The following is a 21,007-nucleotide window of genomic DNA, read 5'->3' as shown; positions in this document are numbered from 1 at the left end:
TGCGGGGTTCCCGGAACGGACTTCCTCATTCCAGCGGGCGCCCGGATCCGTGGCCGTCGCTGCCGGAGCCGACCTCGGCCTCGGCCACATGGCGCTCCGCGTCCGTACGTGCCTGTGAGCGGGCGCGTCGGGCCGGCCCCCGCCAGCCGCAGTCACAGCGGGCCGTGCAGAAGGCGCCGCGTTCGGTGGTGGAGGTCGCGTGAGGGGCTCGGTCGGGCACCCGGCCACGCTACGCGCCCCAGGTGTCCTTGCGTGACGAGCCCCCTCGGCAGTCGTTGAACGGAACGGTCGACGAAACGTCAGGCGCGGCGGCGGAACGTCCGACCCTCCCGAGCGGACCGGCCGGCCCAGGCCGTTCCCGAAGACAGCGGCCGAGGGGGCTCGTACGCGATGGTGGTGCAGGACAGGCGAGGCGGTGGCACGGTCGCCGTGGCCATGGCGTGCGGGACGGGACTGGCGGTCGGGCTGCTGACCTCGGGCTGCTCCCAGGAAGGCGCCGCGGCCGACGACCAGGAGCCGGCCGGCCGGGCCGCCCCCGCCGCCGCGGAGGTCCGGGACAGCGCCGACGCCTTGGTGCGGGCCGGCTCCGCCACGGTCCGTACGTCCATGGAGACCGCGAGCGGCGGCACCCGCGTCGCCATCCGCGGCACCGGCGGCTACGACTTCGCCACCAGCACCGGCCGGCTGCGGGTGGTGCTCCCCGATCCGGCCGGCCGGCCCAGCGGCGGCCATCAGCCGATCACGGAGATCCTCGCGCCCGGTGCGCTGTTCATGAAGAACCGCGGGGCCGGGGTGCCCGCCGACAAATGGGTGCGGGTGGCCACCGCCTCGCTGGCGGACGGGAATCTGGTCACCGGCGGCGCGACCGATCCGCTGGCCGCCGCCGAACTGCTGCGCGGCGCACGGGAGGTGACGTATCAGGGCGAGGAGTGGCTGGACGGGGTCCGGGTGCGGCACTACCGCGGGACGACGGACATCGGGGCGGCCGCCGCGGCGGCGTCGCCGCGCACCGCACCCGCGCTGATCGCCGCGGGGAACGGATTCACCACCGACGAGGTGCCCTTCGATGTGTATCTGGACGAGGCCGGGCGGCTGCGCAAGGTGCGCCAGTGGTTCCGTTTCGCCAACGGTGCGCCGAAGGGGGCCTCGGTGACCTCCACGACGGAACTGTCCGGTTTCGGGACGAAGGTCGCGGTACAACTGCCGGACGAACGGGATATTTACGCGGGGAAGATCGCTTCACCCACGCCATGAGGGCGGGCGCCGTGGGCCGGGCAGGTGACGGGGGCGCTTGCCGGATGGCGGAAATGGTCCATCCGTGCCATGCGCGGAGCGTGCGCCCGTCCCTAGGCTTGCGGTAACCACCCCAGGCGTGGGAAGGCGCTCGAAGGAGGAGGTGTTGTACGTGGCCGGACACCGCCCTACGACGGTCCAGGACCACGTAGCCCTCGTCGAGATCGACCTGACCGGTGAGTTGATGATCGCGGCCGCGGCCGCCAGCGAGGATCGGCTCAGCCCGGACCGTATCGACGAGGTGCTGGAGGTCGACGGCGACGGCGGCGACCCCGTGGACCGGGTGCCGCCCGGGACCGGAACCGCCGGACGCTGCCCCGGTTAGCGCGCCGGCTCAGGTGCGCAGCATCCGCTCGATGGCCTTGGTGGCCTCCTGGACCTTGGCGTCGATGGCCTCGGGGCCCTTGACGGCCGCGTCGGCGACGCAGTGCCGCAGATGCTCCTCCAGGAGCTGGAGGCCGAAGGACTGGAGGCCCTTGGTGCTCGCCGAGACCTGGGTGAGTATGTCGATGCAGTAGACATCTTCTTCGAGCATCCGCTGGAGTCCGCGGATCTGGCCCTCGATCCGCCGCAGTCGCTTGATGTGTGCGTCTTTCTGCTGTGCGTAGCCGTGCATGCCGGCTGCCGGAGAAGTCTCTGCGTGATGGGTCACGGTTTGAACGTCGCTTCGGGGGTCGGTGTCCGGCTTCGGGGGGTGGGGGGTCGCGGCGGCTGTGGTGCCGCCGTTGGTGTCGGCGTCCGTGGTCGGCATGGCCGTCTCCCCTGGTATCTAGGCGATCTATATACCCCTGGTGGGTATATAGTACCGAACTTTGCGGGCACCTGTGGTACCCCGTGCAGAGCATGCTGCACGATGGGCGACACTGAAGGAATGCCGGTTAGCAGTGGCTGGATGATGCGCCTAGCATCAACTCGACCGAATCCGATGTACCCCGAGGATTTCACGTGCGCTTTCGTCTGACCCCCAGGGAGACGAGCTTCTACGACATGTTCGCCGCCTCCGCGGACAACATCGTCACAGGCTCCAAGCTCCTGATGGAACTGCTCGGGGCGGACGCCTCCGCACGGGCAGAGATCGCCGAGCGAATGCGGGCGGCGGAGCACGCGGGTGATGACGCGACCCACGCGATCTTCCACCAGCTGAACTCCTCCTTCATCACGCCGTTCGACCGCGAGGACATCTACAACCTCGCCTCGTCGCTCGACGACATCATGGACTTCATGGAAGAGGCGGTCGACCTGGTCGTCCTCTACAAGGTCGAGGAGCTGCCCAAGGGCATCGACCAGCAGATCGAGGTGCTGGCGCGGGCGGCCGAGCTGACCGCCGAGGCCATGCCGCATCTGCGGACCATGACCAACCTCACCGAGTACTGGATCGAGGTCAACCGCCTGGAGAACCAGGCCGACCAGATCCACCGCAAGCTGCTGGCACACCTCTTCAACGGCAAGTACGACGCCATCGAGGTCCTCAAGCTCAAGCAGATCGTGGACATCCTGGAAGAGGCGGCGGACGCCTTCGAGCACGTCGCCAACACCGTCGAGACCATCGCGGTCAAGGAGTCCTGAGCGCCTCCCATGGACACCTTCGCGCTCGTCGTGACCATTGCGGTCGCGCTCGGTTTCACCTACACCAACGGCTTCCACGACTCGGCGAACGCCATCGCGACCTCGGTCTCGACGCGGGCGCTGACCCCGCGGGCGGCGCTGGCGATGGCCGCCGTGATGAACCTCGCCGGTGCCTTCCTGGGCAGCGGGGTCGCCAAGACCGTCAGTGAGGGGCTGATCTCCACGCCGCACGGCAGCAAGGGGATGGGCATCCTCTTCGCCGCGCTGCTCGGCGCGGTGGTCTGGAACCTCGTCACCTGGTACTTCGGTCTGCCGTCGTCGTCCTCGCACGCCCTCTTCGGCGGCATGGTCGGTGCGGCCCTCGCCGGTGGCACCACCGTGATCTGGTCCGGGGTGGTCGAGAAGGTCGTCCTGCCGATGTTCATCTCGCCCGTCATCGGTCTGGTGCTCGGCTATCTCGTGATGGTCGTGATCCTCTGGATGTTCCGGAAGTCCAACCCGCACAAGGCCAAGCGCGGCTTCCGCATAGCCCAGACCGTGTCCGCGGCGGGCATGGCGCTCGGCCATGGCCTCCAGGACGCGCAGAAGACCATGGGCATCGTGGTGATGGCCCTGGTCATCGCCGATGTCGAGGACCAGAACGCGGCGATCCCGCTGTGGGTCAAGCTGGCCTGCGCGATCACCCTCTCGCTCGGTACGTACGCGGGCGGCTGGCGCATCATGCGCACCCTGGGCCGCCGGATCATCGAGCTGGACCCGCCGCAGGGCTTCGCCGCGGAGACCACGGCCGCCTCGGTCATGTACACCGCGTCGTTCATGTTCCACGCGCCGATCTCCACCACCCATGTCATCACCTCCGCGATCATGGGCGTGGGCTCGACCAAGGGCACGCGTGCGGTGCGCTGGGGCGTCGCCAAGAACATCGTGATGGGCTGGTTCATCACCATGCCGGCCGCTGCGCTGGTCGCGGCGGGCGCGTACTGGATCGTGGAGCTGGCGTTCGGCTGACGCGGACGGAAGCCGTCCGCTCCGGCGGCTGACACGGACAGCGAGTGGGCCCGCCCCCCGGGAAGTGGGGGCGGGCCCTTCGTCTTGCGGTGGCACCGCCATGCAGCACCGCAGGACGCTGGTGGGGGCGGCCCGGCCGGAGCGGCCGGACCGCGCTCGTCGCTCAGCCGAAGCGGCCGGAGATGTAGTCCTCCGTGGCCTGGACCGACGGGTTGGAGAAGATCCGCTCGGTGTCGTCGATCTCGATCAGCTTGCCGGGCTGGCCGACGGCGGCGAGGTTGAAGAACGCCGTCCGGTCCGACACCCGCGCGGCCTGCTGCATGTTGTGCGTCACGATGACGATCGTGAAGCGCTCCTTGAGCTCGCCGATCAGGTCCTCGATGGCGAGGGTGGAGATCGGGTCGAGCGCCGAGCACGGCTCGTCCATGAGCAGCACCTGCGGTTCGACCGCGATGGCGCGGGCTATGCACAGCCGCTGCTGCTGACCGCCGGAGAGCCCGGATCCGGGCTTGTTCAGCCGGTCCTTGACCTCGTTCCAGAGGTTGGCGCCCTTGAGGGACCGCTCGACGATGTCCTTGAGCTCGCTCTTCTTGTACGAGCCGTTCAGCCGCAGACCGGCCGCGACATTGTCGAAGATCGACATCGTGGGGAACGGGTTGGGGCGCTGGAAGACCATGCCGACGGTGCGGCGGACGGCGACCGGGTCGACCCCGGAGGCGTAGAGGTTCTCGTCGTCCAGCATCACCTTGCCCTCGACGCGGCCGCCGGGGGTGACCTCGTGCATGCGGTTCAGGGTGCGCAGGAACGTCGACTTGCCGCAGCCGGACGGGCCGATGAAGGCCGTTACGGAGCGCGGCTCGACGGTCATCGAGATGTCGTCGATGGCCTTGTGGCCGCCGTAGTACGCGGAGAGGCCGCTGACGTCGATTCGCTTGGCCATGGAAATCACTGCTTCTTTCTGTTGGCGGCTTGGTCAGCGGCCGGACTTGGGGGCCTTCCAGCGGGCGATGCCGCGGGCCACCAGGTTGAGGATCATGACGAAGGCGATGAGGACCAGTGCCGCGGCCCATGCGCGGTCGTACGAGGCCTCGGAACCCTGCTGCCACTGTTGGAAAACGTAGAGCGGAAGCGACTGCTGGGCATCTTCGAAGGGGTTGTTGTTGATCGTCTTCGCACCCCACACCAGGAGCAGCACGGGCGCCGTCTCTCCGGTGATGCGCGCGATGGCGAGCATCACGCCGGTGGTGATGCCGCCGATCGACGTGGGCAGAACGACCTTGAGGATGGTGCGCCACTTGGGGACGCCGAGGGCCAGCGAGGCCTCGCGCAGCTCGTTCGGGACGAGCTTGAGCATCTCCTCGGTGGAGCGGACCACGACCGGCATCATCAGGATCGCCAGCGCCATCGAGCCGGCGAAGCCGGACGGGCCGAAGCCGAGGATCAGGATCCACACGGAGAGGATGAACAGGCCGGCCACGATCGACGGGATACCGGTCATCACGTCGACGAAGAAGGTGACGGCCTTGGCGAGCCGGCCGCGGCCGTACTCGACGAGGTAGATCGCGGTGAGCAGACCGATCGGCGCGGCGATCAGGGTGGCCAGGCCGACCTGCTCCAGCGTGCCGATGATCGCGTGGTAGATACCGCCGCCGGGCAGCGCGTCCGGGGTGGTGCCCATCGAGTGCTGCAGGAAGTAGACGTCCAGGACCTTGGTGCCGCGGCTGACGGTCTCCCACAGGAGGGAGGCCAGCGGTACGACGGCGATCAGGAAGGCGATCCAGACCAGGCTGGTGGCCAGCCGGTCCTTGGCCTGCCGGGCACCCTCGACGGCCGCGGCCAGTGCGAAGGTGCCGAGGACGAAGAGCGCGGCGGCGATCAGGCCCCACTGGACCGTGCTGTCCAGGCCGGCGCCCAGGCCGATGCCGCAGCCGGCGCCGGCCGCGGCCAGCGCGATGACCGGCGGGGACCAGCGCGGCAGCCGGGCGTGCTTGAGGGAGACCGGAAGCGGGCTGCCGCCATTGGAGACCGCGGGGCGGTCGGTCGTAATACTCATGCGGCGGCTCCCGAGTATTCCTTGCGGCGGGCGATGATCAGGCGGGCCGCGCCGTTGACGAGCAGCGTGATCACGAAGAGGACGAGGCCGGAGGCGATCAGGGCGTCCTGGCCGAACTGGTCGGCCTCGCTGAACTTGCTGGCGATGTTCTGGGCGAACGTGCCGCCACCCGGGTCCAGCAGGCTGGCGTTGATGAGGAAGCTGGGCGAGAGGACCGTGGCGACGGCCATCGTCTCGCCGAGCGCACGGCCCAGGCCCAGCATGGAGGCGCTGATGACTCCGGAGCGGCCGAAGGGGAGCACCGACATCCGGATGACTTCCCAGCGGGTGGCGCCGAGGGCCAGTGCGGCTTCCTCGTGCATCTTCGGGACCTGGAGGAACACCTCGCGGCTGACGCTGGTCACGATCGGCAGGATCATGATCGCGAGCAGGATGCCGACGGTGAACAGCGAACGGGCCGCCCCGCCGCCGTATTCGAAGATGCCGGTCCAGCCGAGGTAGTCGTCCAGCCAGGTGTAGAGGCCGGTCAGATGCGGGACGAGGAAGAGCGCGCCCCACAGGCCGTAGATGATGCTGGGCACCGCGGCGAGCAGGTCGATGACGTAGCCGAGCGTCGAGGACAGCCGGCGCGGGGCGTAGTGCGAGATGAACAGTGCGATGCCGACCGCGACCGGGACCGCGAGGACCATCGCGACCACGGAGCTGACGACGGTGCCGAAGGCGAGCACCGCGATGCCGAACTTCGGCTCCGCCCCGCTCGCGTTCCAGTCCAGCGTGGTGAAGAAGTTGGCCGTGTCGCCGGAGATGGCGAGCACCGAGCGGTAGGTGAGGAAGACCGCGATGGCGGCCATGATCACCAGGAGGGCGATACCGGAGCCCCGGGAGAGTCCGAGGAAGATCCGGTCACCGGGGCGGACCGCCTTGCCCGATATGGCCGAGCGGCCGTCGTGGGGTGGCGGAGGCGGGGTGTCGGTTGTCGAGAAGGCTGTGTTCATGGGTTCTCCGGTCTGCGGAGCCGGATGGCGGCTCCTGGCGCGGCGGTGCACCGGACGGGCGGCGGCCCGAAGGGGGCCCTGGTGAAGGGGCCCCCTTTGTGGACCGTACGGCGGTTCATGGGCCGCCGCCCGGTAGGTCAGGAGATCTTGGCGACGGTCGCGCGGACCTTGTCGGCGATCTCGGTGGGCAGCGGGGCGTAGCCGAGGGCCTTGAGGGCGCTCTGGCCGTCCTTGCTGGCGATGTAGGTCAGGAAGGACTTGGTGGCGGGCAGCGTCTCGGCCTTGTTGCCCTTGTTGCAGGCGATCTCGTACGTCACCAGGGTGATCGGGTAGGCGCCCTCGGCCTTGGTGGTGTAGTTGAGGTCCAGGGCCAGGTCATCGCCCTTGCCGACCTGCTTGGCCTCGGAGATGGCCTTCGAGGCGTTGTCGACGGTGGCCTCGACCGGCTCCTTGGCCCCGGTGTTCAGCTTGGCCGTCTGGATCTTGCCGGCCGTGGCGTACGACAGCTCGAAGTAGGAGATCGCGCCGCTGGTCTGCTTGACCTGCGAGGAGACGCCGGCCGAGCCGGAGGCCGCCTGGCCGCCTGCGCCCTCCCACTTCTTCGCCGGCTCGTGCTTCCAGTCACCGGCGGCCTTGAGGTACTTCGTGAAGTTGTCGGTGGTGCCCGAGTCGTCGGAGCGGTGGAACGCCTGGATCTTGAGGTCCGGGAGCTTGGCGCCCGGGTTCAGCTTCTTGATCGCCGGGTCGTTCCACTTGGTGATCTTCGAGTCGAAGATCTGCGACAGGGTCTTGGCGTCCAGCACCAGGTCGTCGACGCCGGGGACGTTGTAGCCGACCGCGATCGGGCCGCCGACCATCGGCAGGTCGATGGCCTGGCCGCCCTTGCAGACCTGCTTCGACTTGGTGACCTCGTCGGGCTTGAGGGCCGAGTCGGAGCCGGCGAAGGCGGTCTGCTTCTGGAGGAAGGTGGTCACACCGGCGCCGGAGCCGGTCGGCTGGTAGTTGATCTCGGTGCCCTTGCAGGCGCCCGCGTAGTTCTGCACCCAGACGTCCATGGCGTTCTTCTGCGCGGACGAGCCGGACGCGAGCAGCTTGCCCTTGCCGTCGCACTTGATGTTGGACGGCTTGGCGGCGCCACCGCCACCGGCACCGGTGGTGTCATCGGAGCCGCACGCGGACAGGGCCAGGGCACCGGAGACGGCGAGAGCGCCAACGGCGAGGGCGCGAACCCGGTTCTTGCGCTGAAGCTTCACTGTCGAGAGTTCCTTCCTGGGGCGCGCCGCTTCGTCGGCGTGCGAGGTGATGAGCAGGGCATTGGCTGTCGCGGTCGTGCGATGCCAGCTAGCCGTGTCGCGCATGCGCTGTGGGCATGGCGCGCACTCGGTAAGGCTGAAATTAGGTAGGTCAGGTGAAGCGGCCGATGGAGGAGAGTGAACGCAGGGTGAACCTCGGCCATCGGCTGGGTGCGGGGGGAGAAGTGCTCGCTGACTGGTGCGAAACGGCCCGTCACCCTGTTGAATTACCAGTCGGTATGGCAGCATCCGCGCCTGAGACAAGGCGATATCGGTGCGGAACGACCGGAGGTGACTGGTGGGGAGCCAGGGGGCACAGCAGGGCGTTCGGGACGTACGAGACATGTGGGGGGTACGGGGCGGAAGAGGCGGCAGGCTGGTGGCGTGCACCACCGTCGTCCTGTGCGTGATGGGGCTGCTCGGCGGTACGGCGACGGCCGCCTACGCCGATGACCCGAAGAACCCGTCCGCGGACGCCCGGCGGGCCGGGAGTGCCGCGGCCGCCGAGGACGCCGACGCCCGGCGCCTCGACGGCGTACGCAAGAAGATCGAGGCCCTCTACCGCAAGGCCGAGCAGGCCACCGACGCCTACAACGCCGCCGAGGAGCAGGTCGGGCTCCAGCAGAAGGAGATCGTCAGGCTGGCCCGCAGCATCGACCGCACCCAGCACAAGCTGGCCGCCCTCAAGCGGCAGGCGGGCTCGTTGGCCAGCGCCCAGTACCGCGGCGGCGGGCTGCCCTCCGAGGCGAAGCTGATGCTCGACACCGACCCGGAAGGCTTTCTCGACAATGCCACCCTGGCCCGTAAGGGACAGTTCGCCGCCAGGCGTGTGATCAGCCAACTCGGCCGTCTGAAGGGTGACTTGGAGAAGTATTCGGACTCCGCGACGGACCGCTGGGAGCAGCTGGAGGCGAACCGCAAGAAGAAGGAAAGCGCCCAGCGGGACATCAAGAAAAAGATTGACGAGGCAAAGCAGCTGGAATCCCGGCTGGCCGCCAAGGAAAAGGACCGGCTGCAGAAGCTGGAGGACGCCCAGGCCTTCGCGCGGCAGCAGAAGTGGCTCGACTCCGGCGTGCTGAAAGACATCAGCAACAAAGCGTCGGCGGCCGGCAAGAAAGCGATTTCCTTCGCCACCGCACAGCTCGGCAAGGACTACGTCTGGGGCGCCGAGGGGCCGGACACCTTCGACTGCTCCGGGCTGACGCTGCGGGCCTGGCAGGCCGGTGGCCACACGATTCCGCGCACCTCACAGGAGCAGTGGCGGCAGCTGCCCCGCGTCGGCCTCAGGGATATGCGGCCGGGCGATCTGATCATTTATTTCTCGGATGCCAGCCATGTCGGGATGTATCTCGGTGACGGAGCGATTGTGCATGCGCCGCGTCCCGGCCGGCAGGTGACGATCACCGGCGCCGGCTCCATGCCGATCCTCGGCGTCGTCCGCCCCGATGGTGGGGACGACGGCGATGGCGCGCGTCACAACGGACGATGAATGACCGGATTTCTTGCTGTCTGAGGGTTGTCGTGGCGTAGCTGAATGCACTCAAGCGGGGTGATGTTCGTCATTCCGCATTCCGCCCTCCCCAGGTCAAATGGCTTATCGGGTGCGGCATATGACGATGGCCGATTGCCGCCGGGCATTCCATACCTCTCGGTACTGGCGCTATGGTCGCCTGTCAGTGCCTGGCACGGCCCACTCATTTGACCGACGAGCGAAGTGGAGCCGGGCACGGGTGGTGCGCCGTCGGCGCCCCGCCGCACCCCTCGGGGGGAGGGAAGGAAGCAGACCAATGCCCGTACCCGTACCGCACCAGCGGTCGGTCGTGCTGCCGCACCAGGCAGGACCGGCGGATGACGCCTGCGCGGATACCGCGCGGGTCGCCGACGCGCCGGGCGCGGGGGACGCGACGGCCCGGGGCACGAGCGCCCTGGCGCTGGCCGACGCCCAGGAGCCGGCCCGTCCGGCACCGCAGGGCTTCCCGGAGGCCGACCAGCCCCAGCCGGCCGAACAGCGACTTTCGGCCGATCGCGGACCGCTCCACCAGGGCCTGACCCTGCTCCTCATCGGCGAGGACCCCAACAGCCATGTCCCCGAGATGTGGGACTGGGCCGGCCGCAAGGTGCGCCTGCGCACCGCCCGCAACCTCACCGAGGCCGAGCGGCTGCTCACCGACGATGTGCACTGCATCCTGCTCGACCTGCCCCCGGCGGAGCGCACCGCCGACCGTGACACCGGCGCCCCCGGCGACGAGCTGGGCATGCTGCGCGACGTGCTGCGCATGGCGACCTCGCACGCCGTTCTCGTCCTCACCTACGAGACGGACGCCGAGCGCGCCGCCGACGCCGTCCGCGTCGGCGCCCAGGACTACCTCTTCCGCGACGAGCTGGACGGCGCGGTCCTCAGTCGCGCGGTCCGCTACGCCGTCGAACGCAAACGCGCCGACCTCGCCCAGCGCCAGCTGACCGAGTCGCGGATGCTCGCCCAGGAGAACGCCCGCCTGGAGCGCGGCCTCCTGCCCACGCCCCTGCTCGACGGCTCCGACCTCCGGTTCGCCGCCTGCTACCGCCCCGGCCGCAGCCGCGCGCTGCTCGGCGGCGACTTCTACGACACCGTCCGCACCCCGGACGGCACCGTCCACGCGATGATCGGCGATGTCTGCGGCCACGGCCCGGACGAGGCCGCCCTCGGCGTCGAGCTGCGGATCGCCTGGCGCGCGCTGACCTTCGCCGGACTCTGCGGCGACGAGCTGCTCGCCACCCTCCAGAAGGTGCTGGAGCACGAGCGCGCGGACGACGAGATCTTCGCGACGCTGTGCACCGTCGACATCTCCGCGGACGGCCGCCGCGCCGGTCTGTGCCTGGCCGGCCACCCCGCACCGCTGCTGGCCCGGGCGGGTGAGCGCCCGGACCTGCTGCCGTACGAATTCGGCGGCCCGGCGCTCGGCCTGCTCCCGAACGCCCGCTGGCCGCGCCGGCAGGTCGAGCTGGGCGGCTCATGGAGCCTGATGATGTACACCGACGGTCTGATCGAGGGCCGGATCGGCAAGGGCAATCAGCGCCTCGGCCAGGAAGGCATGACCGAGCTGGTCAGCCGCCAGATGGCGGCCGGTCTCAGCGGCGAGGAGCTGCTGGACGCGTCGGTCAGGGAGGTCCGCGATCTCAACGGCGGCGAGCTGACGGACGACGTGGCCGTCCTGCTGCTGGACCGGCACTGACGGAGCCGCGGGCCGCCGAAGCCGGGCGGCTCGGCGCCCGCCGCGGGTCGCGCGGCCCGGTGCGGCTCAGCGCCCGCCGTTGTAGGGCCCGTACGGCCCGTCCGAGCTGGAGCCCCCGCGGCGCGGGCCGCGGCCACCGCCGGAGACCTCCCGGAGCGCCGGCCGGACGTCGACGGTGTAGACGATCACCGCGATCACGCCGATGACCGGCAGGAACGACATGATCGGCAGGATGAACAGCAGCGCCGTGGCAAGAGCGAGGAAAATCAGCCACATGCCCTTGGTCTGCTTGCTCGCCGCGCGGTAGGCGTCCTCCCGCCGCACGGCCGCATCGATCAGCATCACGGCGGCATAGACACCCAGGGCGAGCTGCACCCAGCTCAGAATGCTCTGGAACCCGTAAATCAGCACGCCCTGCACCGCCCGTTCGCCCGTCGTGTCGTCTCGGTCCGCTGCTGCGGCCGTCGGCCGCCCATGCGGCCCCACCGTACCCGCACAACGGGCCGGGCACCTGAAGTGTGCCCGGCCCGTGCGGTCAATCGGCGCCCCCGGCGCCGGGTGAGCCGGCTCACAGCCCGCTCACGCGGTGCTCCGCGGTCACTTGGCGGACGGCGGGGTGCTCTTCTTCGCCGGAGCCGGCTTGCGCTGCGCGACGGGCTTCTTCGGCGCGGCCGGCTTGGGCTGCGTCGACGGGGTGGCCTTGGTCTCCGCCTTGGCCCCGTTGGCGGCCTGGTTCTTCGCACCGCTCTTGTTGGCGGGCTTCTGCGCCGGCTTGTGCACCGGCTCCGGCTCGATCGCCACCGCGAGGTCCTCGACCTGGTCGGCGGCCTCGCCGCGCCAGGTCGCCACGGCGCCCCGGCCGCGCTCGGCCAGCTCCTCGTAGCCCTCACGGGCCCGGACGACGGCCTCGGCGGCCCGGCCCACGCCCTGGAGCGCCAGCTCCTGCGCCTGGTCGCGGACCTTCTTGATGTCGCCGTCCAGCGACCCCAGCAGCTCGGTGAGCTTCTCCTGGGCGTCCTTGGCCTGCTTGCTGACCAGGGCCTGGACGTCCTTGGGGTCGGTGCTGCGGACGGACTCGAAGCGCTTGGGCGCCTCGGCCCGGATCTTCTCGACGAACTGCGGGACCTCGCCGAGCTTCTCGGCAGCCAGGTCGACGGTGCCGGCCAGGGCGTACAGCGGGGTCGCGTCGGTCAGGGCCTTGCGGAGGTCATCGGTGTTGATGGCCATGGCGTTGTTCCTCCTGGAAACGTAATCGGTTGCTCAGGTGGCGTGCGGGCCGCCGTCGGCCTCTGTCTCGAGGGAGTCCGTGCCGCGCCCGTCCTCATGTCCGCTCGCAGCGGTGTCCTTGCCGTCGTTCCCGAGCCCGTTCTCCTTGCGGAAGGACTCGTAGATCTGGAGCAGGACCTGCTTCTGCCGCTCGTTCAGCGCCGGGTCGGTGAGTATCGCGGTCTGCACAGCGACCCCGTCCAGACCGTGTCGCTCGTCCAGGATCCCGGCCTGGACGTACAGCGTCTCCGCGGATATCCGCAGCGCCTTGGCGAGCTGCTGAAGAATCTCCGCGCTCGGCTTGCGCAAGCCGCGCTCGATCTGGCTGAGGTACGGATTGGACACCCCGGCGGCATCCGCGAGCTGCCGCAGACTCAGCTGCGCGGTGCGCCGCTGCTCCCGCAGGAACTCGCCGAGATTGCCGACATTGAGTGATGCCATACCCCGATGGTGCCTCGCCGTGCTAACTATTGCAAGCAAGCGCTAGCAATAGTGCTCCGGCCGGGTGGGGCGAGCGCCGCCGGCAAGTGGGCCGGGTGGCTTGTTGTTTGTTTGCCGGGTGCCCGATGGGGGCTATGGCATGGGCTGTGGCGGGTCCGTTACGGCGGGCCCGGTATGGCCTGCCCCTCCGCAGGCCGGGTGCCGATGATGACCGTGGCGTAGAGCTCCTCGGAGCCGGTCACCCTGGGGGCCAGCCCGTTGCGGGTGAAGGCCTCGACCGCGTGCGGGGCCTGCCGCTCGCTCGTCTCGACCAGCAGATGGCCTCCTGGCGCCAGCCACCGCGGCGCGGTCGCGGTCACCCGTCGCAGGACGTCGAGTCCGTCCGCACCCCCGTCGAGCGCCACCAGCGGCTCGTACTCACGGGCTTCGGGTGGCAGCAGCCCGACCTCGCCGGTCGGCACGTAGGGAACGTTGGCCACCAGAACGTCGATACGGCCCCGGAGGCCGCCGGGCAGGGCGTCGAAGAGGTCGCCCTCGTAGACCTCGCCCCCGGCGGGAGCGACATTGCGCCGGGCGCAGCGCACCGCGGCGGGTTCGATGTCCGCCGCGTGCAGCTCGATCCGGTCCAGGGCGTCGGCCAGTACGGCGCCCACCGCGCCGGATCCGCAGCACAGGTCGACGACGACCGGTGCCCGCCCGGTGCGGTCGCCGGCCCGGCGTCCGAGGCCGACGGCCTGGCCCACGAGGAACTCGGTACGGCGGCGCGGTACGAAGACGCCGGGGTCGACGGTGACCCGCCGGCCGTAGAACTCCGCCCAGCCGACGACATGTTCCAGGGGCAGGCCGAGGGCGCGCCGCTCCACCATGGCGGCGAGTTCGGTCTCGGTACGCGCGGTGGAGAGGAGCAACTCCGCCTCGTCCTCGGCGAAGACGCAGCCGGCGGCGCGCAGTTCGCGGATGACGATGGAGCGGGAGTGCGGTGCGGAGAGGGGTGCCGGGAGGGGCGACGAGAGCGGTGACGGGTGGGGCGGCATCGGAGATGACGACATGTGAGCCTTTCGGGGCGCCGAGTGCGCTTCCCGGGTCACGTGTGTCGGAGGGTCACCCGCATCGGGTGGACCGCACGGACGTGAGCCGGGAGCACCTGCCTGGTCTGGCGGGGAATCGGTCTCACCTCCTCGGTCCGTTCACTGATGGCAGCGCCACCCTACCTGACCTGGTCCTCGGCGCCCAGACAGCCGTGGCGCGGCCGGCCCCGCGACCACTGCCCTCCCTCTCCGGATGCCGTGGGGCCGGGGGTGTGATCTCCGAGGCCAACTCACAATGGCTGGAAAGTACTTGCCGGATTGGAAAGTACTTGTCACGCTGAATGCAGGAAGTCGGATCATCAGGCAGGGGGAACTGGCATGGGGGAGTACGCCTCGCGAGACGCGGCGGCCGCACTGGCCCGAGTGCAGGAGCTGGACTCGACGGTGCGGAAGAGCTCGAAGTGGTACGTCCGGTATCAAGTGCTCTACGGCTGCGCGGCCGCGGTCCTGGTGCTGTCCATCGGACTGTTGCCCCCGCCCTATGGGGTGGCGATCGGCACCGGCTTCTGGATGGCCACCGTCGCCGGGTTGTCGTTCTACGCGGTCCGGCAGCGCGTTTCCCGGCGCGGATTCGGCCGGCGGCATATCGGCATGATCATGGTGTGGGCGCTGCTCTACCTCGCGGTGCTGTTCCCCGGTGTGATGTGGCATCAGGGTGCCGCGTCGTGGTGGGTCCCCGGCGCAGTGGTGGTGGCCCTTCCCGGGCTGATAGGCGGTTATCTGGAGGCGCGGCGGTGACCGGAACGAGTCCGGGGGCACATCCGCGTCATGAACTCGACGAGGTGATTCACGCCCCGGTCCGCTTCTCCATCGTGGCGACCCTGGCGGCCGCCGAAAAGGCCGAGTTCGCCTTCGTCCGCGACACCGTCGAGGTGAGCGACTCGGTCCTGTCGCGGCAGGTCGCCACCCTGGAGAAGGCCGGCTATGTCGCCGTCACCAAGGGATACGTCGGCAAGCGCCCGCGTACTTGGCTCGCCCTGACACCCGGCGGCCGCACCGCCTTCGCCGCGCATTGCCAGGCCCTACGGGCGATAGCGGGCGACGGCGCCGACGGAGGCTGAGGGAGGACGCTGACGTCGGGGTGCCGAAGGGGCGGCTGTCGGGGGCGCCGCACCTGCCTGACACCTGCCTCCCTAACCCCCTCCTGGTCACTCCCTGGAGGCCAAACCCCGCCTGAAAGAAATCTCTGTTGACTTGGAGGGCACTCCAACTCATAGCGTCCGGGACGGGATTACGGAACAGGTCCGCCACGCGGGCCCCGGACTCAGTGCTCAGGGATCAGGGCGCTGGGGGACCGGGAGCTCGGAGCAGGTTCCGGGATTCAGATCCGTCCACCGCACGTCCAGGAGGCAGCAACATCATGACCACCACGAACATCCCGACGCGTCACCTCGGTGAGCTGGCGGTTTCCGCACAGGGGCTCGGCTGCATGGGCATGAGCCACGGCTACGGGGAGTCGGACGACGCGCAGTCGATCGCGACCATCAACCACGCGCTCGACCTCGGCGTCAGCCTCCTGGACACCTCCGACTTCTACGGCGCGGGACACAACGAGGAGCTGATCGGCCGGGCCATCGCCGGACGGCGGGACGAGGTGGTGCTGGCAACGAAGTTCGGCTTCGCCAACGCCCTCGGCGAGCCGACCGCGATCCGGGGCGACGCCGCCTACGTACGAGAGGCCTGCGACGCATCGCTGCGCCGGCTCGGGGTCGACCACATCGACCTCTACTACCAGCACCGGGTCGACCCCGAGGTGCCGATCGAGGAGACCGTCGGCGCGATGGCCGAACTCGTCCAGGCCGGCAAGGTGCGCCACCTCGGGCTGTCCGAGGCGAGCGCGGCGACCATCCGCCGGGCGCATGCGGTGCATCCGATCGCCGCGCTCCAGAGTGAATGGTCCCTGTGGACCCGTGATCTGGAGGACGAGATCGCGCCGGTGTGCCGTGAACTCGGCATCGGCCTGGTGCCGTTCTCGCCGCTCGGCCGCGGATTCCTGACCGGGCGCTACACCTCGGTACAGGGCCTGTCGGAGTCCGATATGCGCCGCAGTCAGCCGCGCTTCGCCGACGGCAACCTGGAGCAGAACCTGGCCATCGTCAAGAAGCTCGACGAACTCGCCGCCGAGAAGGGCGTCAGCGCCGGCCAGCTCGCCCTGGCCTGGGTGCAGCACCGCGGAGCCGATGTCGTGCCGATCCCCGGCACCCGCCGCCAGAAGTACCTGGAAGAGAACCTCGGCGCCCTCGCGATTGAGCTGACCACCGAGGAACTCGCCGCGATCGACGCCGCCGCCCCGACCGGCCGGATAGCCGGAACGCGCTACGACGAGGTCAGCATGACGTTCGTCGGCGGGTGAGGGGCTGACAGGCCTGGGGCGTGAGCGATCACGGGCCGGGGGCGAAGGGGAGCCGGAGGAGGTAGGCGGAGGAGCCGGAGGCCGGCTCACTCCACCGACATGACCTCGTAGAGGTTGTGGGAGGTGTCGCGGAAGAAGAGGCCGCGGGGGCACAGGGGGTGGTCGGTGCGGCGGTTCTCCGGCTCGGTGGGGGCGTTGCCGTAGGGGATGCCGGCGGTCCGGAGGCGGCTGAGGATTGCGTCGAAGGTGTCGGGGTCGACGTCGAAGGCGAGGTGGTGGCCTTCGGCGTCCGGCGCGGTCATGAAGTCGAGGGTGAGCGTCTCGTTCACCCGGACCGGGAGGAAGTGTCCCCGGCGGCCGGCCGGCGGGAGTTCCGGCAGGCCCATGACCGTGGCGAAGAAGTGAGCGGCCGCGCGGTGATCGGTGGCCGGGACGATGGTGTGGTTGAGGGTTACGGGCATCAGGCGCTCCCGGGGGCGTTGAGGGTGCCGTGCAGCAGGACGTCGATGAGTTCGTCGGGGGTGAGCGGCGCGTCGGCCTCCGGCACCGGCGCCGGTGTCTGTAGCCGGGTGAAGAGCAGGGCCAGAAAGGCGGCCGCGACTTTCTCGGGGCTCAGGCGGAAGGCGGCCCGGTCGGGTTCGAGCAGCTCGATGACCGCGTTGCGCAGGGCGGTGACGGACTGCGCCCGGCTGTCCGGCGGGGGAGTTTCCCCGGCCCGGCGGTCCGGAGGGGCAGCTTCCCCGCCCCGGCTGTCCGGCAGGGGAGCCTCCCCGTCCCGGCTCCCGATACCGATACCGCGGCCGCGCCGGTGCCCCGAGGCGTGGAGGGCGCCGACGACGGTGCCCATGCGTTCCATGTGGGCGCGCAGCGCCTCGGCGGCCTCGGCCAGCCGGGCGGCGAGCGGTTCGTCCAGGGAGATCGAGGCGAGCTCGCGCAGCACATGGTCGGTGCCGACCGCCTCGGCGACGCAGGCGTCCAGCAGCTCGTCCTTGTCCTTGAAGGCCCGGAAGATCGTGCCTTCCCCGATGCCCGCGGCGCGGGCGATCCGGCTGGTGGTGACGGCCGCGCCGTACTCCGCCACGAGCGGCAGCGCGGCGGCCACGATCATGGCCCGGCGCTCCTCGACGCTCATACCGGGTGCGCGTCGGCGGGAAGGGGGTGGTGTCATGGCGGCACGCTACGGAGTGAGCGCTCACTCCGTCAATGGATGCGCGCCTTCGCGCCCCGCTCCTTAGACTTCTTGCAGCGCGACAAGGCCGGTCCGGCGGCCGCTGTGCAGGGGCCGTCGCCCGTACGGAAGGACGGCGCGCCATGGACTGGAAGCTCGAACTGGTACCGGTTCCGGTCACCGATGTGGAGCGGGCGAAGCGCTTCTACAGCGAGCAGATGGGCTTCGCCGTCGATCACGACATGTGCATCGGCGACGAGGCGCGCATCGTGCAGCTGACGCCGCCGGGGTCGGGCTGCTCGATCGTCATCGGCGCGGGCAGCGGCGTCATGGAGGACAAGCCCGGTTCCCTCCAGGGACTGCAATTGGTGGTCTCCGATATCGCCGCGGCCCGTGCGCAATTGGTCGAACGGGGGGTGGCGGCCGGCCCCGTGCAGCACGTCGAGGACGGCGCGATGGCGGACGGCCCCGGTGGGGCATGGAACTCGTTCGTCTACTTCAGCGACCCGGACGGCAACGGCTGGGCCCTCCAGGAGCGCCCCGAGAGCTGAGCGCGGCGGGCGCGGCCGCCCTGGGCTTGCCGGACTCGGCTTCTCCGTCGAGGAGTTGGTGCTGCCCCACGCCGCCCGGGCCGACCTCCGAGCCGCCCGCGCGCAACAACCAGGGAGGGCGCATCTCGCGACGGCGGTGCGGGGGGGGCGGGGTGCCTGAAGGAGGCGTGCGAGGCCGGCGAATCCGGGTTGCTCGCCGACGTTCCGATGCGCTTGCATTGGAACCATGCTGCGCTCGAACGGAGCCTGAACCGGGACCCGTTGAAATCAGCGCGGCGTCAACAACTGATGAGGCGGGGCGACATGGTGATGGCTGGGAGCGAGGAGCGGGTGGCGCGGGCGGAGGAGGTGCTGCGGGGCTACGGGTTGTCCGAAGTGGGCTGGCGGCGGAGCCCGGGTGGGAATCTGGGGGAGCTGCTGACGGATCTCCTGGAGTGGTGTGACGCCACGCAGCACGGCTTCGAGCGGGCGCTGGCCGCCGCCCGCGCGCAGCGCCAGGCGGAGTCTCCCGGAACGGGCGGAGGCGCCACGGGCAGGGGCGGTGCCGGACGTGCGGAGAGTGCCTGAGAGTCCTGGCGGTGGCTCCGGGTGCGTCCGAGTGCCACGGACGCACCCGGGGCCGCCGAGTGTCTGAGCGCCACGGGGTCCTGGATGTACGAAACGCCGGTGCTCAGGCCCCTTCCGGATGGCGCTGGGGGTAGGTGGCCTCCAGGTGGGCCATATGGGCGCGGCCCCAGGCGCCGAGAGGGGCCAGCGCCTCGTTCAGGGAGACGCCGAAGTCGGTGAGCGAGTACTCGACCTTCGGCGGCACCTGCGCAAAGTTCTCGCGGTGCACGATGCCGTCGGCCTCCAGTTCGCGCAGCTGCTGCGTCAGCACCTTCTCGCTGATCTTCGGCAACTCCCGCCGCAGCTCACCGAACCGCTGTGGGCGCTGAGCCAGCGCCCACAGCAGCAGCACCTTCCACTTGCCGCCGATCACGTCCACCGCGGCGTCCAGCCCGCATTCGTACGGCCCCTTGCGTGCGCTCATGGCGTCCCCCTGGTCCGGTTCATGTGCCGGGCCAAGTATCGGACGCGTACCGGCCGGGCGGGCCTCAGCCGCCGTACGGGCGGCTTGCGCGGGCCTCGCGGAGGGCCACCGCCCACCAGGTGAGCTGGTGGAGCAGCGCGTCGGCGGCCTGTGCGGCGGGGGCCGGGTCGTGCAGCTTGCCCGTGTCGTCGAAGAGGTTGCCGGCGAGTGGGAAGCTCACCGTTTCGCGCACCGTCGTGGCGTGCAACTCGGCGAAGACCAGCCGCAGTTGCTCGACGGCGCGGAGTCCGCCGGAGATCCCGCCGTACGACACGAAGCCGACCGGCTTGGCCTGCCACTGGCGGTGCAGCAGGTCGATGGCGTGCTTGAGCGGGGCCGGGAAGGAGTGGTTGTACTCCGGGGTGATCACGACGAAGGCGTCCGCCTCGTCGACGCGCTTGGCGAAGGTCTCGTACTCCTCGCTGCCGTAACGGAGTTCGTACGGGCGGACGGCGTCCAGGTCGATGACGTCCACGTCGATGTGCGGGTGGCCCTCGGTGTGCCGGGTGAACCAGTTCGCGATGACGGGCGCGAACCGGCCCTCCCGGGTGCTGCCGATGATCACTGCGAGGCGGTAGGGGTGCTCGGACATGCGGGGCCCTTCGTGGCGTGCGGCGCGAGTCGGTGAGCGGCGGGATGCCGTCTTGACCCGACGCTAGAACCTCAAGCGAACTTGAGGTCAAGCGCTGATGCGCCTGTGCCGTTGCCCCACGGGCGGTGGGCCGGGCCTCCCCTACCGGGCCGTCCGCCGGGTCACTCCGCCCCGAACAGCTTCAGCAGCTCCGCCTTCTCGAACATCCGGGCCGTGTCGATCGCCGACGGAGTGCCTGCCGTCGGGTCCGCGCCGTGTGCCATCAGGACCTTGACGACCTCGTCCTCGGCCTTGAACACCGCGCCGGCGAGCGGGGTCTGGCCGCGGTCGTTGGGGCGGTCCGCGTCGGCGCCGCGCTGCAACAGGGCCTCCACGGTGGCGGGGTGGCCGTGGTACGCCGCCAGCATCAGCAGCGAGTCGCCCTTGTCGTTCGTCAGGTTGGCGGGCACGCCCGCGTCCACGTAGGCGGCGACCGTGTCGGTGTCACCGTGCCGCGCCAGGTCGAACACCTTGGCCGCGAGCTGTAGCACCTCGGGGTCGTGCGCGTGCTCGATCGCCTCGGGCCCCTGCGGCTCGGAATTCGCGTCGCTCATGGTCGCCGGCCTCCTGCTGTTGGTGGGTGATACGTGCGTGCACCGTGTCATCGCCACTTTATGCAGGCCATCGCGGTTGCGGCAGCCGGTGGCTGGGCGGGTTGCCGGTGGCTGGGCGCCGGGCGCCTACGCGTTGTGGGTGGCGGGTCGGAGGGGACGCCCGGTACCCCGTCCTCGGCGCGGGCGGTTCTGGTCCCAGAGGTTCAACGCCCCGTTGTTCGCTCCGGTCCTGCGGGCGGGGCACCGGACATCCCCTCCGACCTCCGTGCGTGCGCGACTGACCCGCCGTACGGATCACCGTTACGGCGGCCGTGCGGCGGCACCCCTTGGCAGGCATCTGGCCGAGCTGTCCGCCGCTGCTTGGGCGCGGGTCGAGGTGGTCTGTGACGGGCGGTGTCACCGTCCGGTAGTCGGCAACGGGGGACGGTCGGAGGGGATGTACCGGGGCCCGCCCGCAGGACCGGAGC

26 protein-coding genes are annotated in these 21,007 nt (G+C 70.2%); 11 read left to right on the top strand and 15 right to left on the bottom strand.

Going from position 1 to position 21,007, the window contains the following annotated elements:
- Positions 1–25: 25 nt before the first annotated feature.
- Positions 26–220 carry a hypothetical protein gene (locus tag TU31_RS35245; protein ID WP_042162414.1) on the bottom strand — a complete coding sequence of 65 codons (195 nt, stop codon included), beginning with the start codon at positions 218–220 and terminating at the stop codon, positions 26–28.
- Between the two features lie 170 nt (positions 221–390).
- Between TU31_RS35245 and TU31_RS35240 the strand changes: the two genes are divergently transcribed.
- Together TU31_RS35240 and TU31_RS35235 are read left to right on the top strand one after the other, a co-directional pair.
- Entirely contained in the window at positions 391–1,254 is an 864-nt protein-coding gene (locus TU31_RS35240; protein WP_042162412.1) for an SCO4651 family lipoprotein, read from the top strand.
- 145 nt (positions 1,255–1,399) lie between these two features.
- Complete coding sequence (locus TU31_RS35235; protein WP_042162410.1) at positions 1,400–1,618, top strand: hypothetical protein; 219 nt, start codon at positions 1,400–1,402, stop codon at positions 1,616–1,618.
- 9 nt (positions 1,619–1,627) lie between these two features.
- Here TU31_RS35235 and TU31_RS35230 read toward each other — a convergent pair whose 3' ends face one another.
- Positions 1,628–2,044: a metal-sensitive transcriptional regulator gene (locus tag TU31_RS35230; protein ID WP_042162408.1), complete on the bottom strand. Its 417-nt coding sequence runs from the start codon at positions 2,042–2,044 to the stop codon at positions 1,628–1,630.
- 194 nt (positions 2,045–2,238) lie between these two features.
- On the opposite strand from TU31_RS35230, the gene TU31_RS35225 reads away from it, so the two are divergent.
- Entirely contained in the window at positions 2,239–2,859 is a 621-nt protein-coding gene (locus tag TU31_RS35225; RefSeq protein WP_042162406.1) for a DUF47 domain-containing protein, read from the top strand.
- 9 nt (positions 2,860–2,868) lie between these two features.
- Positions 2,869–3,867 carry an inorganic phosphate transporter gene (locus TU31_RS35220; RefSeq protein ID WP_042162404.1) on the top strand — a complete coding sequence of 333 codons (999 nt, stop codon included), beginning with the start codon at positions 2,869–2,871 and terminating at the stop codon, positions 3,865–3,867.
- Positions 3,868–4,030: 163 nt separating this feature from the next.
- On the opposite strand, the gene pstB is transcribed toward TU31_RS35220, so the two are convergent.
- From pstB to pstS, 4 genes are all read right to left on the bottom strand, one after another.
- Positions 4,031–4,807: a phosphate ABC transporter ATP-binding protein PstB gene (gene pstB, locus TU31_RS35215; protein ID WP_042162402.1), complete on the bottom strand. Its 777-nt coding sequence runs from the start codon at positions 4,805–4,807 to the stop codon at positions 4,031–4,033.
- A 33-nt stretch (positions 4,808–4,840) separates the two neighbouring features.
- Entirely contained in the window at positions 4,841–5,920 is a 1,080-nt protein-coding gene (gene pstA / locus TU31_RS35210) for a phosphate ABC transporter permease PstA (protein WP_042162400.1), read from the bottom strand.
- On the bottom strand, positions 5,917–6,915 hold the full coding sequence (gene pstC / locus TU31_RS35205) for a phosphate ABC transporter permease subunit PstC (protein WP_042162398.1): 999 nt from the start codon (positions 6,913–6,915) through the stop codon (positions 5,917–5,919). Before pstC ends, pstA begins: the two co-directional genes overlap by 4 nt.
- 137 nt (positions 6,916–7,052) lie before the next feature.
- Entirely contained in the window at positions 7,053–8,168 is a 1,116-nt protein-coding gene (gene pstS, locus TU31_RS35200; RefSeq protein WP_042162396.1) for a phosphate ABC transporter substrate-binding protein PstS, read from the bottom strand.
- 418 nt (positions 8,169–8,586) lie between these two features.
- On the opposite strand from pstS, the gene TU31_RS35195 reads away from it, so the two are divergent.
- Both TU31_RS35195 and TU31_RS35190 read left to right on the top strand, forming a co-directional pair.
- A complete protein-coding gene (locus TU31_RS35195; protein WP_245698989.1) occupies positions 8,587–9,696 on the top strand; it encodes a C40 family peptidase in 1,110 nt (369 codons plus the stop codon).
- Between the two features lie 298 nt (positions 9,697–9,994).
- A complete protein-coding gene (locus tag TU31_RS35190) occupies positions 9,995–11,419 on the top strand; it encodes a PP2C family protein-serine/threonine phosphatase (protein ID WP_042162393.1) in 1,425 nt (474 codons plus the stop codon).
- 66 nt (positions 11,420–11,485) lie between these two features.
- Here the strand turns inward: TU31_RS35190 and TU31_RS35185 are convergent, their stop codons facing one another.
- From TU31_RS35185 to TU31_RS35170, 4 genes are all read right to left on the bottom strand, one after another.
- On the bottom strand, positions 11,486–11,830 hold the full coding sequence (locus tag TU31_RS35185) for a DUF2516 family protein (RefSeq protein ID WP_018093407.1): 345 nt from the start codon (positions 11,828–11,830) through the stop codon (positions 11,486–11,488).
- A gap of 186 nt (positions 11,831–12,016) precedes the next feature.
- Positions 12,017–12,646 (bottom strand): hypothetical protein, encoded by a 630-nt coding sequence (locus TU31_RS35180; protein WP_042162389.1) that lies wholly within the window; start codon positions 12,644–12,646, stop codon positions 12,017–12,019.
- Between the two features lie 33 nt (positions 12,647–12,679).
- A complete protein-coding gene (locus TU31_RS35175) occupies positions 12,680–13,126 on the bottom strand; it encodes a helix-turn-helix domain-containing protein (RefSeq protein WP_042162388.1) in 447 nt (148 codons plus the stop codon).
- A gap of 158 nt (positions 13,127–13,284) precedes the next feature.
- Entirely contained in the window at positions 13,285–14,175 is an 891-nt protein-coding gene (locus tag TU31_RS35170) for a putative protein N(5)-glutamine methyltransferase (protein ID WP_370682788.1), read from the bottom strand.
- 357 nt (positions 14,176–14,532) lie between these two features.
- Here TU31_RS35170 and TU31_RS35165 point away from each other — a divergent pair, with 357 nt between their 5' ends.
- The 3 genes from TU31_RS35165 to TU31_RS35155 all read left to right on the top strand — a co-directional run bounded on the left by TU31_RS35165 (position 14,533) and on the right by TU31_RS35155 (position 16,567).
- Positions 14,533–14,952, top strand: a complete 420-nt coding sequence (locus TU31_RS35165) for a hypothetical protein (protein ID WP_042162385.1) — start codon at positions 14,533–14,535, stop codon at positions 14,950–14,952.
- Positions 14,949–15,275 carry a winged helix-turn-helix domain-containing protein gene (locus TU31_RS35160; protein ID WP_042162382.1) on the top strand — a complete coding sequence of 109 codons (327 nt, stop codon included), beginning with the start codon at positions 14,949–14,951 and terminating at the stop codon, positions 15,273–15,275. The genes TU31_RS35165 and TU31_RS35160 overlap by 4 nt, the downstream gene beginning before the upstream one ends.
- A 299-nt stretch (positions 15,276–15,574) precedes the next feature.
- Complete coding sequence (locus TU31_RS35155) at positions 15,575–16,567, top strand: aldo/keto reductase (RefSeq protein WP_042162378.1); 993 nt, start codon at positions 15,575–15,577, stop codon at positions 16,565–16,567.
- An 86-nt stretch (positions 16,568–16,653) separates the two neighbouring features.
- On the opposite strand, the gene TU31_RS35150 is transcribed toward TU31_RS35155, so the two are convergent.
- A complete protein-coding gene (locus TU31_RS35150; protein WP_042162376.1) occupies positions 16,654–17,028 on the bottom strand; it encodes a VOC family protein in 375 nt (124 codons plus the stop codon).
- On the bottom strand, positions 17,028–17,675 hold the full coding sequence (locus TU31_RS35145) for a helix-turn-helix domain-containing protein (protein ID WP_042162434.1): 648 nt from the start codon (positions 17,673–17,675) through the stop codon (positions 17,028–17,030). The genes TU31_RS35150 and TU31_RS35145 overlap by 1 nt, the downstream gene beginning before the upstream one ends.
- Positions 17,676–17,878: 203 nt before the next feature.
- Between TU31_RS35145 and TU31_RS35140 the strand changes: the two genes are divergently transcribed.
- Together TU31_RS35140 and TU31_RS35135 are read left to right on the top strand one after the other, a co-directional pair.
- Positions 17,879–18,286, top strand: a complete 408-nt coding sequence (locus TU31_RS35140) for a VOC family protein (RefSeq protein WP_042162374.1) — start codon at positions 17,879–17,881, stop codon at positions 18,284–18,286.
- Positions 18,287–18,589: 303 nt separating this feature from the next.
- Positions 18,590–18,853 (top strand): hypothetical protein, encoded by a 264-nt coding sequence (locus tag TU31_RS35135; protein WP_063770856.1) that lies wholly within the window; start codon positions 18,590–18,592, stop codon positions 18,851–18,853.
- 103 nt (positions 18,854–18,956) lie between these two features.
- On the opposite strand, the gene TU31_RS35130 is transcribed toward TU31_RS35135, so the two are convergent.
- The 3 genes from TU31_RS35130 to TU31_RS35120 all read right to left on the bottom strand — a co-directional run bounded on the left by TU31_RS35130 (position 18,957) and on the right by TU31_RS35120 (position 20,540).
- A complete protein-coding gene (locus tag TU31_RS35130; RefSeq protein WP_042162372.1) occupies positions 18,957–19,316 on the bottom strand; it encodes a winged helix-turn-helix transcriptional regulator in 360 nt (119 codons plus the stop codon).
- A 64-nt stretch (positions 19,317–19,380) separates the two neighbouring features.
- Entirely contained in the window at positions 19,381–19,947 is a 567-nt protein-coding gene (locus tag TU31_RS35125) for an NADPH-dependent FMN reductase (protein ID WP_042162370.1), read from the bottom strand.
- 161 nt (positions 19,948–20,108) lie between these two features.
- Positions 20,109–20,540 (bottom strand): ankyrin repeat domain-containing protein, encoded by a 432-nt coding sequence (locus tag TU31_RS35120; RefSeq protein ID WP_042162368.1) that lies wholly within the window; start codon positions 20,538–20,540, stop codon positions 20,109–20,111.
- Positions 20,541–21,007 lie beyond the last annotated feature (467 nt).

It is taken from the genome of Streptomyces lydicamycinicus (assembly GCF_000829715.2).
Classification (GTDB): Bacteria; Actinomycetota; Actinomycetes; order Streptomycetales; family Streptomycetaceae; genus Streptomyces; species Streptomyces lydicamycinicus.
Note: the sequence above shows the minus strand (reverse complement) of the source record. Positions and strands in the feature narration are given on the sequence as shown.